Annotated in this window: 14 protein-coding genes and 3 pseudogenes; 9 read left to right on the top strand and 8 right to left on the bottom strand. The window is 58.3% G+C overall.

Annotated features, from left to right (window positions below; all coding sequences use genetic code 11):
• Positions 1-55: 55 nt before the first annotated feature.
• Positions 56-517, bottom strand: coding sequence for a methyl-accepting chemotaxis protein (locus tag ACVWW6_RS43775; RefSeq protein ID WP_442870082.1), 462 nt, complete (start codon positions 515-517; stop codon positions 56-58).
• Between ACVWW6_RS43775 and ACVWW6_RS43770 the strand changes: the two genes are divergently transcribed.
• The 4 genes and pseudogenes from ACVWW6_RS43770 to ACVWW6_RS43755 all read left to right on the top strand — a co-directional run.
• A complete protein-coding gene (locus ACVWW6_RS43770; protein WP_456682968.1) occupies positions 471-1,118 on the top strand; it encodes a DEAD/DEAH box helicase in 648 nt (215 codons plus the stop codon). The two genes, ACVWW6_RS43775 and ACVWW6_RS43770, sit on opposite strands and share 47 nt — an antisense overlap.
• Positions 1,045-2,961 carry a DEAD/DEAH box helicase gene (locus ACVWW6_RS43765; RefSeq protein WP_456682967.1) on the top strand — a complete coding sequence of 639 codons (1,917 nt, stop codon included), beginning with the start codon at positions 1,045-1,047 and terminating at the stop codon, positions 2,959-2,961. Before ACVWW6_RS43770 ends, ACVWW6_RS43765 begins: the two co-directional genes overlap by 74 nt.
• 19 nt (positions 2,962-2,980) lie before the next feature.
• Positions 2,981-3,274 (top strand): DCL family protein, encoded by a 294-nt coding sequence (locus tag ACVWW6_RS43760; RefSeq protein ID WP_456682966.1) that lies wholly within the window; start codon positions 2,981-2,983, stop codon positions 3,272-3,274.
• 136 nt (positions 3,275-3,410) lie between these two features.
• A pseudogene (locus ACVWW6_RS43755) lies at positions 3,411-3,712 on the top strand (S16 family serine protease); the annotation flags it as partial.
• Here ACVWW6_RS43755 and ACVWW6_RS43750 read toward each other — a convergent pair.
• Positions 3,671-3,991 (bottom strand): HigA family addiction module antitoxin, encoded by a 321-nt coding sequence (locus ACVWW6_RS43750; protein WP_210202972.1) that lies wholly within the window; start codon positions 3,989-3,991, stop codon positions 3,671-3,673. The pseudogene ACVWW6_RS43755 and the gene ACVWW6_RS43750 overlap by 42 nt on opposite strands.
• Before the next feature lie 16 nt (positions 3,992-4,007).
• Positions 4,008-4,286: a hypothetical protein gene (locus ACVWW6_RS43745; protein ID WP_202633065.1), complete on the bottom strand. Its 279-nt coding sequence runs from the start codon at positions 4,284-4,286 to the stop codon at positions 4,008-4,010.
• Between the two features lie 103 nt (positions 4,287-4,389).
• Between ACVWW6_RS43745 and ACVWW6_RS43740 the strand changes: the two genes are divergently transcribed.
• Together ACVWW6_RS43740 and ACVWW6_RS43735 are read left to right on the top strand one after the other, a co-directional pair.
• The gene (locus ACVWW6_RS43740) at positions 4,390-5,046 is read left to right on the top strand and encodes a hypothetical protein (RefSeq protein ID WP_202633064.1); all 657 of its coding nucleotides are present in this window, start codon (positions 4,390-4,392) and stop codon (positions 5,044-5,046) included.
• 334 nt (positions 5,047-5,380) lie between these two features.
• Positions 5,381-6,982: a Fic family protein gene (locus ACVWW6_RS43735; protein WP_161536469.1), complete on the top strand. Its 1,602-nt coding sequence runs from the start codon at positions 5,381-5,383 to the stop codon at positions 6,980-6,982.
• A gap of 51 nt (positions 6,983-7,033) precedes the next feature.
• On the opposite strand, the pseudogene ACVWW6_RS43730 reads toward ACVWW6_RS43735, so the two are convergent.
• A pseudogene (locus ACVWW6_RS43730) lies at positions 7,034-7,519 on the bottom strand (LrgB family protein); the annotation flags it as partial.
• Positions 7,516-7,713 (bottom strand): hypothetical protein, encoded by a 198-nt coding sequence (locus tag ACVWW6_RS43725; RefSeq protein ID WP_161536467.1) that lies wholly within the window; start codon positions 7,711-7,713, stop codon positions 7,516-7,518. The gene ACVWW6_RS43725 and the pseudogene ACVWW6_RS43730, both read right to left, overlap by 4 nt.
• Positions 7,714-8,190: 477 nt before the next feature.
• On the opposite strand from ACVWW6_RS43725, the gene ACVWW6_RS43720 reads away from it, so the two are divergent.
• Together ACVWW6_RS43720 and ACVWW6_RS43715 are read left to right on the top strand one after the other, a co-directional pair.
• Positions 8,191-8,463 carry a hypothetical protein gene (locus tag ACVWW6_RS43720; RefSeq protein ID WP_456682965.1) on the top strand — a complete coding sequence of 91 codons (273 nt, stop codon included), beginning with the start codon at positions 8,191-8,193 and terminating at the stop codon, positions 8,461-8,463.
• A 444-nt stretch (positions 8,464-8,907) separates the two neighbouring features.
• Positions 8,908-9,633 (top strand): helix-turn-helix transcriptional regulator, encoded by a 726-nt coding sequence (locus ACVWW6_RS43715; RefSeq protein WP_456683243.1) that lies wholly within the window; start codon positions 8,908-8,910, stop codon positions 9,631-9,633.
• A gap of 372 nt (positions 9,634-10,005) precedes the next feature.
• Here the strand turns inward: ACVWW6_RS43715 and ACVWW6_RS43710 are convergent, their stop codons facing one another.
• From ACVWW6_RS43710 to ACVWW6_RS43700, 3 genes and pseudogenes are all read right to left on the bottom strand, one after another.
• Entirely contained in the window at positions 10,006-10,731 is a 726-nt protein-coding gene (locus ACVWW6_RS43710) for an outer membrane protein (protein ID WP_456682964.1), read from the bottom strand.
• A gap of 870 nt (positions 10,732-11,601) precedes the next feature.
• A complete protein-coding gene (locus ACVWW6_RS43705; protein ID WP_097668612.1) occupies positions 11,602-11,847 on the bottom strand; it encodes a hypothetical protein in 246 nt (81 codons plus the stop codon).
• Positions 11,848-12,225: 378 nt separating this feature from the next.
• Positions 12,226-12,929: pseudogene (locus tag ACVWW6_RS43700) on the bottom strand (IS630 family transposase); the annotation flags it as partial.
• A gap of 153 nt (positions 12,930-13,082) precedes the next feature.
• Here ACVWW6_RS43700 and ACVWW6_RS43695 point away from each other — a divergent pair.
• A complete protein-coding gene (locus ACVWW6_RS43695; protein ID WP_456683242.1) occupies positions 13,083-13,355 on the top strand; it encodes a transposase in 273 nt (90 codons plus the stop codon).
• Positions 13,356-13,418 lie beyond the last annotated feature (63 nt).

Genomic DNA, 13,418 nt, shown 5'->3' with positions numbered 1-13,418 from the left:
TATAGCCGATCGACGCTGATCTTCAATTTTGAGATAGGTTCTAGGTTCAAGCTGACTAAGACGCGGCTTGGCGCATCTCGCTAACAAATGTCGCAATCGCTTGGCCGAGGGCGCGGTTGCGATCCATCAGGTCATGAACTGTGCGGACGACGTCATCGACCGCCCCACGGCTGGTCGCAGCGGCGCCGGAAATTTCGAGAACGTGCCCGGCTACTGCGCGTGCTCCGGCCGCAGCGGATTCGGCGCTGCGGCTGATGTCCCCGATGGCGGCATTTTGTTCATCAAGAATGCTGACGATAGATGTAGTCGTTTCGCCAACTCGATTGATGACGTCGAATATTCGCCGGATAGCGGCCACGGCGGCATCCGTTTCGGTCTGAACCGCTACGATTTGTGTGGCGATCTCCTGAGTAGCATTCTTGGTCTGACTTGCTAGGGCTTTGACTTCCCCGGCCGCGACGGCAAAACCCTTGCCTGTTTCGCCCGCCTGGCCACGGCTTTTGCTAGCGGGAAGCATACTTGCGCGGTCGGATCAGCGGGCCTATCAAGACGCAGCGCTTCGTATCGCCACCGCGGCAATCACGCTCTCCGCTAGTGAGACTATTAAAGATTCTGGCGCGGTTCTCTTAGGCCAGCTATCGAATTTTCGTGCGGTTGCGCTCGCGACCGAACGCGGATTGCTCACTGCCGATGTTGATGGACGACTCGGCATGGCGTTACGTATCGAGGCGCAACGCCGCCAGATGGATCAGTCGATCCTTGTCCAATCCAGTGGGCGATGGATTCAGGTCAATGACTTCCAACAACGATTCTGGAGCCAGGCCGACAATTACCAATGGCTTTCGGCATCTGCTCCGACAGCATCGGGAAAGACGTTCTTAGTCTTGCAATGGCTGATCGACCAAATCCGATCGAGCGAGATGCGTGTCGCTGTCTATTTGGCGCCGACAAGGGCACTTGTTGCTGAGATCGAAGCAAATCTAGTCTCGTTGCTCGGAGCCCGCAGCGGCATAGAAGTCTTCTCGCTTCCGATTCGGGAAAAGCATGACAAAGCGCAGGAAGGCGGTCCCACGCGCTATCTTTGTTCTGACCCAGGAGCGCATGCACCTGCTCGCTAACGCCGTCGGCGGCGCCTTCAAGGTCGATCTGCTCGTGGTCGACGAGGCACATAAGATCGGGGACAACCAACGCGGCGTTGTTCTTCAGGATGCCATAGAGCGCGCCAGCCGCTCCAATCCCACGCTCAAGCTCGTGTTCATCAGTCCCGCCACGCAAAACCCGCAGGAGCTTCTTGCAGATGCTCCGGAGGGAGCTCACACCGCGTCGTTTGAAAGCGACGTTCCGACTGTGCTTCAAAACCTCATCGTGACCGAGCAGGTGCCGCGTAAGCCAAAACTATGGAAATTGTCGGCACGCCAACACGCGTCTATGCTGCCGCTCGGCGTGGTCCAGCTGGGCAGTAGCCCAGGCTCTCTCAAGAAAAAGCTGGCGTTCATCGCCGCTGCTGCCGGAGAGCGCGGCGGGACACTCGTCTACGCGAACGGCGCCGCCGATTCCGAAGACATCGCCGATCTCATCAGTCAGTTGATACCGGAAGTACCATCTGCCCCTGAATTGCTTGAGCTTGCGGATTTGGCGCGCAAAGGCGTTCACCCGCACTACAGGCTCGCGCCGCTCATCGAGCGAGGCGTTGCTTTTCACTATGGCAACATGCCGTCGCTCGTCCGCTCGGAGGTCGAGCGGCTGTTCCGGTCGGGCAAGATTCGCTTTCTTGTTTGTACCTCGACGCTCATCGAAGGTGTAAATCTGTCGTGCCGAACCATTGTACTGCGCGGCCCACGAAAGGGCATCGGGCATCCGATGGAGGCGCACGATTTCTGGAATCGTGCCGGCCGCGCCGGTCGATGGGGCGATGAATTCCAAGGGAATATCATCTGCATCGATCCTCAGAACGCACAGGCATGGCCTGATGGCGTTCCCGAACGTGCACGCTTCCCAATCAAACGCGGAAGTGACGCGGTGATCGAACAGGGAGATAGCCTTGCGGATTATTTGGACCGCCGGGCAACGACTGATTTGGCCGATTTCGAAGATCCAAATCAATTCGAGCAGGTCGCCTCATATCTGCTCGCTACATTTTTACGGCAGGGATCAATTGCACAATCCAGCCTCGCCAAACGCCACAATCCCGCGACCATCGAGCGGCTTGAAGCGAGTCTTGCAAATATCGCCACGCAGATCGCGATAGGCCCAGATATCGCAGCCCGACATCCGGGTGTTAGCGCCCTGGGCATGCAGCGCCTGTTGGATGCATTCCGCAACTACAAAGGTGATGTCGAGAATCTTTTGCCGGCCGCCGTCGACAGCCAGGACAGCTACGATCGTTTCGTGACGATTACGTGCCGGATCAACCAATATCTGTTTCCCGCATTCACACCAGACAAGATCATTCCGCTTCACGCACTGATTGTCGTGCAATGGCTAAAGGGGTTCTCCTTGTCTCGAATGATCGAGCGAAATATCGACTACCATCGCAGGACCGGTCGGTCATTTAAGCTGCCTGTCCTGATACGCAGCACGATGGAGATGGTCGAACAAATCGCGCGATTTCGGGCGCCGAAGTATTTGTCCGCCTATGTCGACGTTCTCAATATGCACCTAGTTGCATTAGGGCGGGAAGACCTCATCGATGGTGATGTCGATATAGGAACGCAGCTCGAGTTCGGTGTTTCTTCGCGGACCTTACTCTCGCTGATCGAGCTCGGATTATCGCGCGTGAGCGCTGTCGCGCTGTACGAAAAGATCGCAAGAGATGACCTCAATAAGGAAGATTGCATTTCTTGGGTAAGAGAACACGACGCTCAGTTCGAGGGCATGGACATTTCGGCCATCATCCTGCGTGAGATTCGCGCCAAACTGCTGCCTGAGGGCAACGCAGGAGCTGCCACGTCAACATCCTAATATTGATTGGGAGACTTTTATGGTCAAAAAGCCGGTTACAATTGGCCCTCAGCACTTCAGTAAGAAGGGAGATGCCGCCGCGTTTTTGAAGGCAATGCTTCATAAGTATGATGTTGGAGACAAAGTCAGCGCGGGCGATGCCGAGGTACTGCTTGCAGCACTGGCGCTCCACCCGGATGCGACTACGAAGATGGGGCTAGGCATCACTCATTTCAGCGTCAGGAGCGCGGACTTCGGCTCAAAATGCTTTTGGGTCAATCGTGTCGATGGAAGCGGCGAAAAGTTTTCATACAAGGCCTGTATCCGCGGTTAAACTATTGAATGAGACCCTCCATTCGAGTCGATCCACGACCTGCCCAGTATTTCACTGTCCGTCTCTTTGCCGCCGGCATCTCGGATGCTCACCGCACTTTGCGTACCTACCAATAACTGTAGGTTGCCCACGGTTCGCGATGTTCACGGCGCTCACCTCGCTGCTGACCAACAGAACCGTGTGGAAAGACGCCGCCATGACCGGCGAGATTTCCCTCGGCCGCGGGGGGCCTGATGCGCGTCGTTCGACGACATTCCGAAGGGCGCCCGCGACGCGCTGGAGCTCATCTGGCTCGAACGCGTCGATCAGGCCGCCGAAGCCGCTTTGGATCCACCGCGAAATGAGTCCGGTCCGAGGCCAACCTCGCCGCCGCGCGATTTCGGCGCAGCGGGTCGGTTAGGCCGGCGTTTCCGTTATGAAATCGGTCGCCGGCACTAGGCGGCGAACCGCATCGGCCGCGCCGCCCAGTTTCTTTTCGGCATCGAACAGATCGACAGCCATCTGCAGGTTCATCCACAATTTCGCCGACGTGCCGAGCGCCTTGCTCAGCAGGATCGCGGTCTCGGCTGTAATCGCCCGCTTGCCGTTGACGATTTCGTTGACGCGAAAGCGCGACACGCCCATCGCTTCCGCGAGTTGGTCCTGAGTGATTTCGCTCGGGGTGAGGAAATCCTCGCGGAGCACCTCACCCGGATTTGTCGGTCGTCGTTCGGTCATGTCGGCCTCGGTGGTCTTAGCCAGTGTCTTCAAGCGCGATGTTGACAGCCTTCTCATGCTGCCATTGGAACGTCACCCACCACCGGCCTTCGGTGTTGCAGCAGAAGGTGGGCGGCGTGGTGTTGCGACGCTTTGCGATGCGTCCGTGTCCCGCAATTCGACAGTCCTCGAGCTTGTCGGCTGCGAGCAGGATGTCGATTTGCCTGGCGGCTCTGGCTGCGACGCTTGCGGGCACATCCATACGGTGTCGGCCGCTGTAAACGTCCTCTGTTCGCTGGTCTGCGAACGTATTCATGGTAGTTCTCCTCGGAGATTGAGATCGATGCTGAGCTGGACGAAAAGGTCGTCCGGTTCGGGTCGATCCCAGGAGGAGAAATCCCGGTTCTAACGCGGTAGCAGTGGATCGCGACGCGCACTGCGTCGTCGTCGCACAGGTATGCGCGGGTCCATTTGAAGACGAACCTCTGGATGAGGCGGACGCGCTTTTCGATGGCTTGCTTGACAGCGAGCTCGATGCGCTGGACATCCGCCTCGGACAGATGCACGTGCGCGATCTCGTGGTGGAGACAAAAGTACAGGTCCGAATCTGGCTCCGCAGGAGCGTTTTCCGGGAAATCGTGATGTCCGGCGACGATGACCGGACTCGGCAGGATGCTCTTCCAGAGGTCGATGACCTCGTCGCGGATGGCATCGATCTTCTTGCGCGAAATGTACGCTTCGTCGATTTGCGCGTGCTCGCGCCAGAACGGCGTGGCTGCGGCACGGGCGACGTCGCAGACCTCGGCTTTTTCAGACACCAGCAGCGACGACGGCTTGATGTCGGAATGACTGATGGTCGACCAGAAGTGTTTCTTTCCCAGCGTTCCGTCGACGGTCAGCACCGCGATGAGCCGCGCCAAGTCGGCGGCGTGCTGGTGGTCGCGATCGTTGTGGCTGAGGAATACGGCAGCCTGGGTAGTCGGCAGGGAGACCGTCGTCTCCTCACCGAACAAAGCTATCTTCAAGTCTGGCCGTATCGTGATCGTCATGGTTCCAATATGTATCACATGGTGTGACATTACAAGGGGGTCGAGAAAATTCTCGGCGAGCCCGTTTCGAGCGCAATGTGTCTGGAACCGGAAAATTGGTGCAATATACAACAGAAGTTACAACGGCTTGTTCGGGCTCATCACCAAATTAGCGAAGTCGATCGACGCGAAAGTAGTGCAATTATACGGCACTAAATTAGTGTTTCCGTACGGCAACGGATTAGTGTAAATAAACGATGCGAAAGTAGCGTAACCGAACAACGCAAATCTAGTGTAATTGAACGACATGAAACTAGTGTGAGCCGACGTCGCCAAATGCGTGGCGATGATCATCCGCACCCGCCCCCTGGGAGAAAATCGCATGGCGAGCCTCAACGAAAAACTCGCGGGCTCTCTGAGCAATCTGCGCGAACTCAGCAAGAACGGCGATAGGCGGGTCTTCAAACTCGCCGAGCTGGGTCGAGCCGACCGCGAACGGCTATCGGAAGCGGGATTTCTGAGCGAGATCATCCGAGGATGGGTCTTGATGGTCTGTCCCGGCGAGAAGCCCGGCGACACGACCTCATGGTATTCGTCGTTCTGGCAGTTCTGCCGGGCGTACCTCGACGACCGGTTCGACAAGAACTGGGTGGTATCTCCCGAAGCTTCGATCGTCCTCCATGCCGAGAATTTGAACGTCCCACCCCAGGTCATCGTGCATTCGCCGGCTGCGAACAATCAACGGCTCGATCTGCTGCACAACAATTCTCTGTACTTGCTCAGAGTGCCGAAGCTTCCAACGTCGGCCGTCGAGGTCGCAGGTATGCGCGCCTTTTCGCAGGCGGACGCTTTATGCTTGGCTTCGCCCACGTTCTGGCAGAACAACAAGAACGACGTCATCGCCCTGCTCGGCTCGATCAGAGGCACCACCACGATCCTGAATGCCCTGCTGGCCGGAGGCTACGTGCTCGCGGCAGGCCGGTTGGCGGGTGCCTACAGGCTTCTGGGAAACGCGCGCGCAGCGGACGAAATCGTCGCCACCATGAAGCGCGCCGGACACGAAGTCCGGGAGGACGCCGATCCCTTCAAGGGCCCCGTGAGCACGCAGCTATCCGTCACCCGCCCGGTGTCTCCCATCGCGACCCGCGTGAAACTGATGTGGGCGGAGATGCGCGACAAGGTACTGCAGAACTTCGACGTCGAGCCCCGAAGGATCAACGATCGCGACGGATACCTGGCATCCATCGACGATCGGTACACCTCGGACGCGTACCACTCGTTGTCGATCGAGGGCTACACGGTGACCGAGCAACTCATCGAAAAGGTCCGACAGGGATCTTGGAATCCGGACGGCGACGCGGACGACCGGCAGCAACGCGACGCGCTCGCCGCCAAGGGATATTGGGACGCGTTCCAAGAAGTACGCGCCGCGGTCGCCCGCATTCTCGACGGCGAATCCGCGGAGGAAGTCGTCGAGCGCGAACACCTCAATTGGTATCGCGCTCTCTTTCAGCCGTCGTTGGCGGCCGGCATCGTCAAGCCGGAGAATATGGCGGGGTACCGACAGCACTTTCTGCATATCCGCGGCTCCCGACACACGCCCGTGAACTGGGAAACCGTGCCGGACGCGATGGAATCGTTCTTCGAATGTCTGAAGGCCGAACAGGATCCGCGCGTGCGCGCGATCCTGGGGCACTTCATCTTCACGTTCATCCATCCCCTGCCCGACGGCAACGGGCGGACCGGTCGTTTCATCATGAACTCGATGCTCGCGTCGGCGGGAATTCCCTGGACCATCGTTCCCGTCGACCGGCGCGACGAATACATGAGGGCGCTCGAGGATGCGAGCGGCGGCCTCGACATCGTGCCTTTCACGAAATTGGTGGTCGATTGCACTAAGCACGAGCCGCCGCCTCCCAGGCGGAGCAAGCCTGGCGAGACATTGGCCGAAGTCGACCTCAATGCGGTCGGCTCGAAATCATGATGCGTCGAGCGGGAGCCCGTCATAGCCTAGAGGCGGACTGCGAGACGCGGGCGCGGCGCCGCGAAGGCCGGGAGCCGACAGGAGCGCTTCGCTGATTCCCATTGCAACGCCGGCCGTGACGGACTTCGGTGCGAGGGACAGGATAATCTCCCGGGGGAGCCTCGCGGCTTCGGCAAGCAGAACGACCGATGTCACCGCTGTGATTGAGCCGACAACCAGGGCGGCTAACAGCGGAACGATCGCCGCGGTAACAAGCTTGCGATTTTGATAGAGTGGCACGGCGAGCGCGACTGTCGCAGGCCCGAGCAGGAAATGTACAAACTGCGCGCCGGCGAAATAGGTTGTGTAGGAAGTGCCGGTCAGAAGCAAAAACAGGCTGATAATCCACATTGCATGCAGGACCGGGTTCGCAAGTGGATGGCGATGCGTTGCCAAGGATAGCGCATCCGTGATCGCATAGACCGGCAACGTGGCAGTCAGCCAGAGTAGCGGCGACTGTGAAAGATAGACCCAGAGCGAGTGGGGATTGTCGTTCAATTCGCCTCCGGCCGGCCGATCAGGCGGCTAACAAGCAGGAAGGTCAGCACGGTCACGAGCAAAGTGACGGTCACCGAGAAGATGAGCACTAGAATACTGATACAATTGAAGTAGATCTCATGGCCCCTATCGCTCTTGAGGAAACCGAATGCGCCCCCTGGATCGATCTGCACGACCGTACCTATGCCGTCCATCAGGCGCTCTTGGTCCTGCAGCTACTGCGCGCTTGATTGAAGCTGCCTCGCACACAATAGACGAGATCGGCGTACGCCTCATCCTGCTCGCCCGCCCCGCTCGACATTGACCCTCCCGCCAACTCGTGCCGCGGCTCGCGCAAATGGCGCTGTCGCCTTTCCTCCTTATGTCACGATTGCTTCAATGCGCTTACTTTGCAACCAACCGTCCGCCTTTCAAGCCTTTATCCCGACGGTTGATTTTCACGAAATCAACAGTTGGTATGACACTTGCTGTCCGACCCCCGGGGTCCTCCCTTCTGGAGATGCGCATGCAAAGTGTCCTCTACATCAAGCAGATCTCGCGACCGCGCGTATCTCCCATTGCGCCTTTGACGTGGCCATTTTCTGCTCCTTCGATTCATTTTCGCCGGACCTGCCGGACGGGCCCGCTGAGACGCCGGCCAATCATGCGAGGGGTCTGGCTTCGGCTGTTCCGTGTTGCTCATCGATCGCGTCACCGACGCCGTCATAGGGCGGAGGATCAGCCAACTGTTTGCGATGGCAATTCGCAAGATCGGGAAGAAAAATGACGCTCCTGTTGTCTTCGTCGGCAAGCAGAGAATGGATACCGACAACGCGCACGTCGAGTCCGGCACCGCCAAGCGCATCGGCGTCCTCTACCTTACCTGTATCGCGGAGCTCAGTGCCCAGGATCTCCTCGTGCTCGGCCTTGAGACAAAGCGAAGCGTCGTTCGGACAGGACCCTAGTTTCTCGCCATCCAATCTGAACAGAGCCGGGCCTGTAGCCGCTCGTGCTGCTTGGTTCGTCTCGCCAGCTGAGTCGCCAGGGCCCTCGGACTTTCTATCACTGCCAGACCATCAACAAGGACGACGGCGCGGTGATCTCCGATTTGGCCAGTGCGTCATCTGCGAGCTGGACCGATCCCTTCGCATGTACAACGGCGCTTCGATTGCGGCGTGCCGTTCAGCCTCGGACCAGGGATGGTGGCGGCATCTCGGCTGTTCGACGGGACGATCATGCCGGCGCAGCCAGCGGCAATTCGGGAATGGCGTCTGACGCAGGGTGCGAGCGCTCAGACTTCACGAAGAACAAACCCAAGAGTTCAGGTCATGGAATGGAATTTAGCTCTGCCTGAAACAAGCGCAATCGAACACAGTGACAGGGAGGAGCGGTGTTCTGAGGCGCCCATCATGGATCTCTTTAGCTTCACCGAATGCGCGAACCAGACGCATTCGCTCAGCGCGCTGTTCGAGCTCCTTGTAAGCTGTGCCACCGAGGAAGGGTTCAGTGAAGTCGCTTACGGCGCTCTCAACTTCGTCGAGCCACTTCGGCTGGCGGAGTGTCCACCTCCGACTGTGGCTGTGAAGTGGCCGCCAGACTGGTGCGACCGATACTTCAAACGCAAGTACCATACTATCGATCCGGTGGTCCGCCGGACGCCGATGCTTTCGCGGCCGTTTTTGTGGGATCAACTCGCCGACCACTATCAACTTCAACCGGACGAGAGACGCGTACTGGACGAGGCGAGAGAGGCGGGCCTGAAGCATGGTATGAGCGTGCCATTGTTCGGCCCGTTGGGGCGGGTATCTGTGGTGTCGTTTGCATCTGCGTCCGACGATGCTGATCCTCAGGACCGCATCGGTCATCTCAATGCGCTGGCCTGGCACTTTCACACCGCCTATGGCGAGATAGCTCGTCCCTCCAATAATGGTTGCGACCGAAAAGTTGCACTATCTAAACGGGAGATCAGTTGCATGCGGTGGGTTGCGGAGGGGAAATCGTCATGGGAAATTGGAATGATCCTGGAAATCAGCGAGAATACAGTCAATTTTCATATCAAGAATGCGATGCGAAAGCTGGGTGCGACCAGCCGGATTCAAGCGATCGTTATGGCTATTCGCCTCAATGTTCTTTGAATTCATCAGTCGAATGGAACGAGCACCAACTGCCAAATTTGTGCTTCCAGCTTCTAGGCAAATTCAGCATGGCACTTTCGGCCAAATCGCAGATACAACGCTCATCGAGACAAGCGATCTCAAACCTCACGCTGCCTCAGGTTGTGGAGCTCCATAACCGTCGGCGACGTGTCGAATCGACTGAGCTGGTCCGCCACCGTTGGAGTCAGGCGGCGTCGTTCCATCCAGCCGGTGACCGAGGCTTAGCGGCTTAGCCGCGCTCGGGCCTGGTGCTTCGGAAGTGCGGCAGGGATGCCGCGAGGGAGAGGAGCGTCTGAAGAAAGAGCCCCGACCGTGGTCGGGGCCCCGATTTACGCAATCGCCTGGAGATCACTATTTGGCAAACGCCGGGCCAAACTTGTAATTGAGCCGTGCCGTGATGAGATCGACGTCCTGGTGGACGCGATCGGCGCCAAGGGCCGTTGGGAAGCTTACGTTGCTGTGCTGCATGAACAAGTGGGTATACTCGACGCCAGCTGACCAGTCCGGCGTGAGGCTGACTTCGGCACCGGCGCCCAGCGCGCCACCCCAACGCACATCATTGTTTTTGGCAATCTCGGTGCCAGTAGCCACCGAGTTGACGTGATAGGTGTTGCTGGTCACCGCAGCACCGCCCTTGGCGTAAAGCATCACAGCATTGAACGCGTAGCCGATATGGCCGGTGAGCAGACCGAACGCATCTGTCTTGGTGCCAATAGTATCTGCTGGGAAGGCGGTGCTGACATTGGAGCCGCTGAAGTCGGCCCAGTTGCCCTGGCCTTCGATGCCGTAGACCATTTTGAAGATGTGCCAACGATAGCCAATCTGCCCGCCAATGGTGCCGCCAGTCGAATTATGGCAACCCTCGGGAGTGACGCCATTGAAATCCCAGCAATTGCGGCTCGTTCCCCAGCCGCCATTGACACCGATATAGGAGCCGGACCAATCGATAATCGGGACTGCGACCGGCAGCGGGGGCGCCTTGATCTTGACGGGCTGGCCGGCGAAGTCCGCGCCGAATGCGGGAGCGGCCGCACTGAGTGCGCCGATGCTTGCGGTCAGAATCAGAAAAGTCTTCATTCGAGTGTCGTTCCTTTCGATGCCCCCCGGCGCCGTGCGTTTAACAATATGATCGCGAATTGCTGTAACTGCGGCACAACATGTCTTCGAAAGAAATGGGGCCAATCGCACGCCGCGTCAGATTGTGAGCCGCGCAACTTGCCATGCACTGCCTTGACCGAAATGCTGCGGCCTGACAGTGGTCGCTTGGCGCAGGTCCTTCTTTGAATGCGATCCGTTCGTGATGGCCTGTGATGCGACAAAATGCTGCGAGGTGTTTGGCGAGGCCAGTAAAGTGGAATCTAGAGCAAGTCGGCGACGAGGCTGCACAGCCGCGCTATTATTATTCCCTGGCGCCAGGAAAGGCATACCGTTTTCTCTCCTGACCTTGGGCTCGGCACGAGCTTGCGCAACTTCAAGGAAGAGCCTCGTCAAGCGCAGCCGCATCGGCTTCTTGACGCCCCTCGATCGAAGTAGAGATTGAGGAACATCGTGCTACACTTGTAGTAGGTCCGGAGCTACAAGCGATCGAGGTCTGTGATCGACCATCACCGCATCGCTCATGAGCTTCCTGCCGGAAGGATGAGCCTCAGCGCCCGAGACGCGTCCTCGATCAGCGGTCATTTGCCGAACTCTCTGAACCGCGAACATGCACGGAACAGGTTGGCCCAGCCTGGCTTTGGCGCTAGCTAGTTAGCGACAGAAGGAGCGGGTCGCCAGAAAAGCTGCACAGCCAACAGTCGTCCCGAACGTGCTCGTCTCCAGCGGGGCAGAACATGAGTGGAGGAAGGTCAGCTGGACCACGCTCTGACCCGGTTGTTTTCCTGCCGCATAAGATTCCCAAGAGCCTTAACGAAGCCAAACCCACCTGGCAGTAGAGGTGCAAGCGCCTTATTGCTCGCTCGACGGCGCCAGTTCAGCCCGCAACTTGCGTATCGCCTCGTTTGCAAGATTCAAAGTATTCCGTTCGCCGTTCCTTATCGAACACTCAAGGAAAGTTCGCAGTCGGCTATGAAGGACCGTCTTGAGATTATGCGCCAGCAACGGATCCTTCTCGATGAAGCGCCAAGCTTTATCAAATGCGACGCTCACGATAGCATCTCGCACCTGCACTTGCTCGGATGAGAACTGATCCATCTCAACACTCCTCGATGTCCTGATACAAGGAAGTACCTTGCAAAAAGCTAACCGAGGGTCCGTGGCTTGTCCCAGCAAGTAGGACATCAGGGCCGCAGCCCGCTTGCCTATCGAGCCGCTCTCGGCGCTTCAATGAAGTTTATAGATGTTTGTTGAAGTTCCGATGACCGTCGTATTGCCAGGCGCGATTCGAATAATTCAAAGGCGCTTTAAGCGAGCACGCGTTGTTACTGGTTGTCATGCCGCTTTTGGAATCATGTGGCGTGTTCCGAACGCTACTTGTTTTCCTTCTGCCATGCGCCCGCGGCCCGTCGTCCTGTTGTTCGACCCTGCGCATGGCCTCCTGCTCTCAGTGCGGTTTGCTCCAGGTGAGGCCCACTAGAGCGTTAGCCGGTCGGGTGGCAAATATCCTGCGGCAGCGAAGTAGTTTGAGAATTCTGCGGGCGTGTAAGTGTCGATGATGCGGTCGATAGCGTCCCAGAGACCGCACGACAGTGCATTCGGCAGCCTTTCTCAGATTTGCTTTGAGCTTTGCGAAGGCGTTCTCTAGAGTTGAACGGGGCTGTAGAGCGGAAGATAAAGGAGCGTTGCGCAGGCAGCCTCGATCATCTCGCGGACACGCGGCCCTTTGTGGCTAGAGAGGTTGTCCATGATCACGATGGCATCGGTTGGAAGCTCGGGGACGAGCACCTTTTCGACATAGGTCTCGATGGCATCGCGGTTGATGGGACCATCGAGCACCCAAGGTGCGATGATGCCGCGTGTGGTTAGAGCGGCTACGCAGGTAGTTGTTCTCCAATGGCCGTGAGGAACGCTGGCCCGCAGCCGTTCAAGCGCTGGCAACGGCTATGTGTTCGCGCCATGTTGGTCGATGCCCAGGTCTCATCAGCCGGTTCCGATTGAGCTTGTCCTGGCTCTCACGCCAGGCCTCGCGCCGCGTCAAGACATCCGGGCGCTCTGTGGCATGCGCGATTTTTTTTACGCGCGATCTCGTGGCGCTCGAAGAAGCGGCGGATCGTGCCATAACCAAGGGATAGGCCTTGTTTCCTCAAGCTATCGCGCAATTCCTCGATGGTGAAATCGGGCGTGGCCTACAGCAGAGGTAAGCGCGAAGCCGATACCCTGGCTTCAGAGTAGAACGAATGTGCGAAGAAGCCTCCCACTTGGAACGGAGGTTTGGATGGGATTGAACAGCAAAAAAGGACGTCCATTTGGACGGCTCGTCGGCAAGGTCGGTGAGCCGGCTGGCGGTTCTTGAAGGGCCCTCGGGACGTCGCGTGCGTTCCGATGCTGAGCGAGCTCGGATCGCCGCCGAGAGTCTGTTACCGGGTGCCCAGGTGTCCGAGGTGGCACGCAAGCACGGAGCGACGCGCTGGCAGATCTACGATTGGCGACGCGGTTTCGACAGCGGGGCATGTTGCGGCCGTGCGAGGCATTGCAGTCGACATTCGCACCGCTGGTCGTGGAAAGCGCGTTGGAGGAGCGTCACGTTCCGGCGATCAGCTTGAGATCGAGATCGGCGATGTCGTGCTGCCGACGGATACGGCCAATGATGCCAAGCAGCTGTCTCG

Source organism: Bradyrhizobium sp. USDA 3311 (genome assembly GCF_054062495.1).
The sequence above is the reverse complement of the archived record's forward strand: the minus strand, read 5'-3'. Positions and strand labels throughout refer to the sequence as shown.

What these genes read in the sequence shown, in the direction of transcription:
- ACVWW6_RS43775 (WP_442870082.1), bottom strand. Translation starts at nt 517, where the DNA reads ATGCTTCCCGCTAGCAAAAGCCGTGGCCAGGCGGGCGAAACAGGCAAG.
- ACVWW6_RS43765 (WP_456682967.1), top strand. Translation starts at nt 1,045, where the DNA reads ATGACAAAGCGCAGGAAGGCGGTCCCACGCGCTATCTTTGTTCTGACC.
- ACVWW6_RS43760 (WP_456682966.1), top strand. Translation starts at nt 2,981, where the DNA reads ATGGTCAAAAAGCCGGTTACAATTGGCCCTCAGCACTTCAGTAAGAAG.
- ACVWW6_RS43750 (WP_210202972.1), bottom strand. Translation starts at nt 3,991, where the DNA reads ATGACCGAACGACGACCGACAAATCCGGGTGAGGTGCTCCGCGAGGAT.
- ACVWW6_RS43745 (WP_202633065.1), bottom strand. Translation starts at nt 4,286, where the DNA reads ATGAATACGTTCGCAGACCAGCGAACAGAGGACGTTTACAGCGGCCGA.
- ACVWW6_RS43735 (WP_161536469.1), top strand. Translation starts at nt 5,381, where the DNA reads ATGGCGAGCCTCAACGAAAAACTCGCGGGCTCTCTGAGCAATCTGCGC.
- ACVWW6_RS43725 (WP_161536467.1), bottom strand. Translation starts at nt 7,713, where the DNA reads ATGGACGGCATAGGTACGGTCGTGCAGATCGATCCAGGGGGCGCATTC.
- ACVWW6_RS43715 (WP_456683243.1), top strand. Translation starts at nt 8,908, where the DNA reads ATGGATCTCTTTAGCTTCACCGAATGCGCGAACCAGACGCATTCGCTC.
- ACVWW6_RS43710 (WP_456682964.1), bottom strand. Translation starts at nt 10,731, where the DNA reads ATGAAGACTTTTCTGATTCTGACCGCAAGCATCGGCGCACTCAGTGCG.
- ACVWW6_RS43705 (WP_097668612.1), bottom strand. Translation starts at nt 11,847, where the DNA reads ATGGATCAGTTCTCATCCGAGCAAGTGCAGGTGCGAGATGCTATCGTG.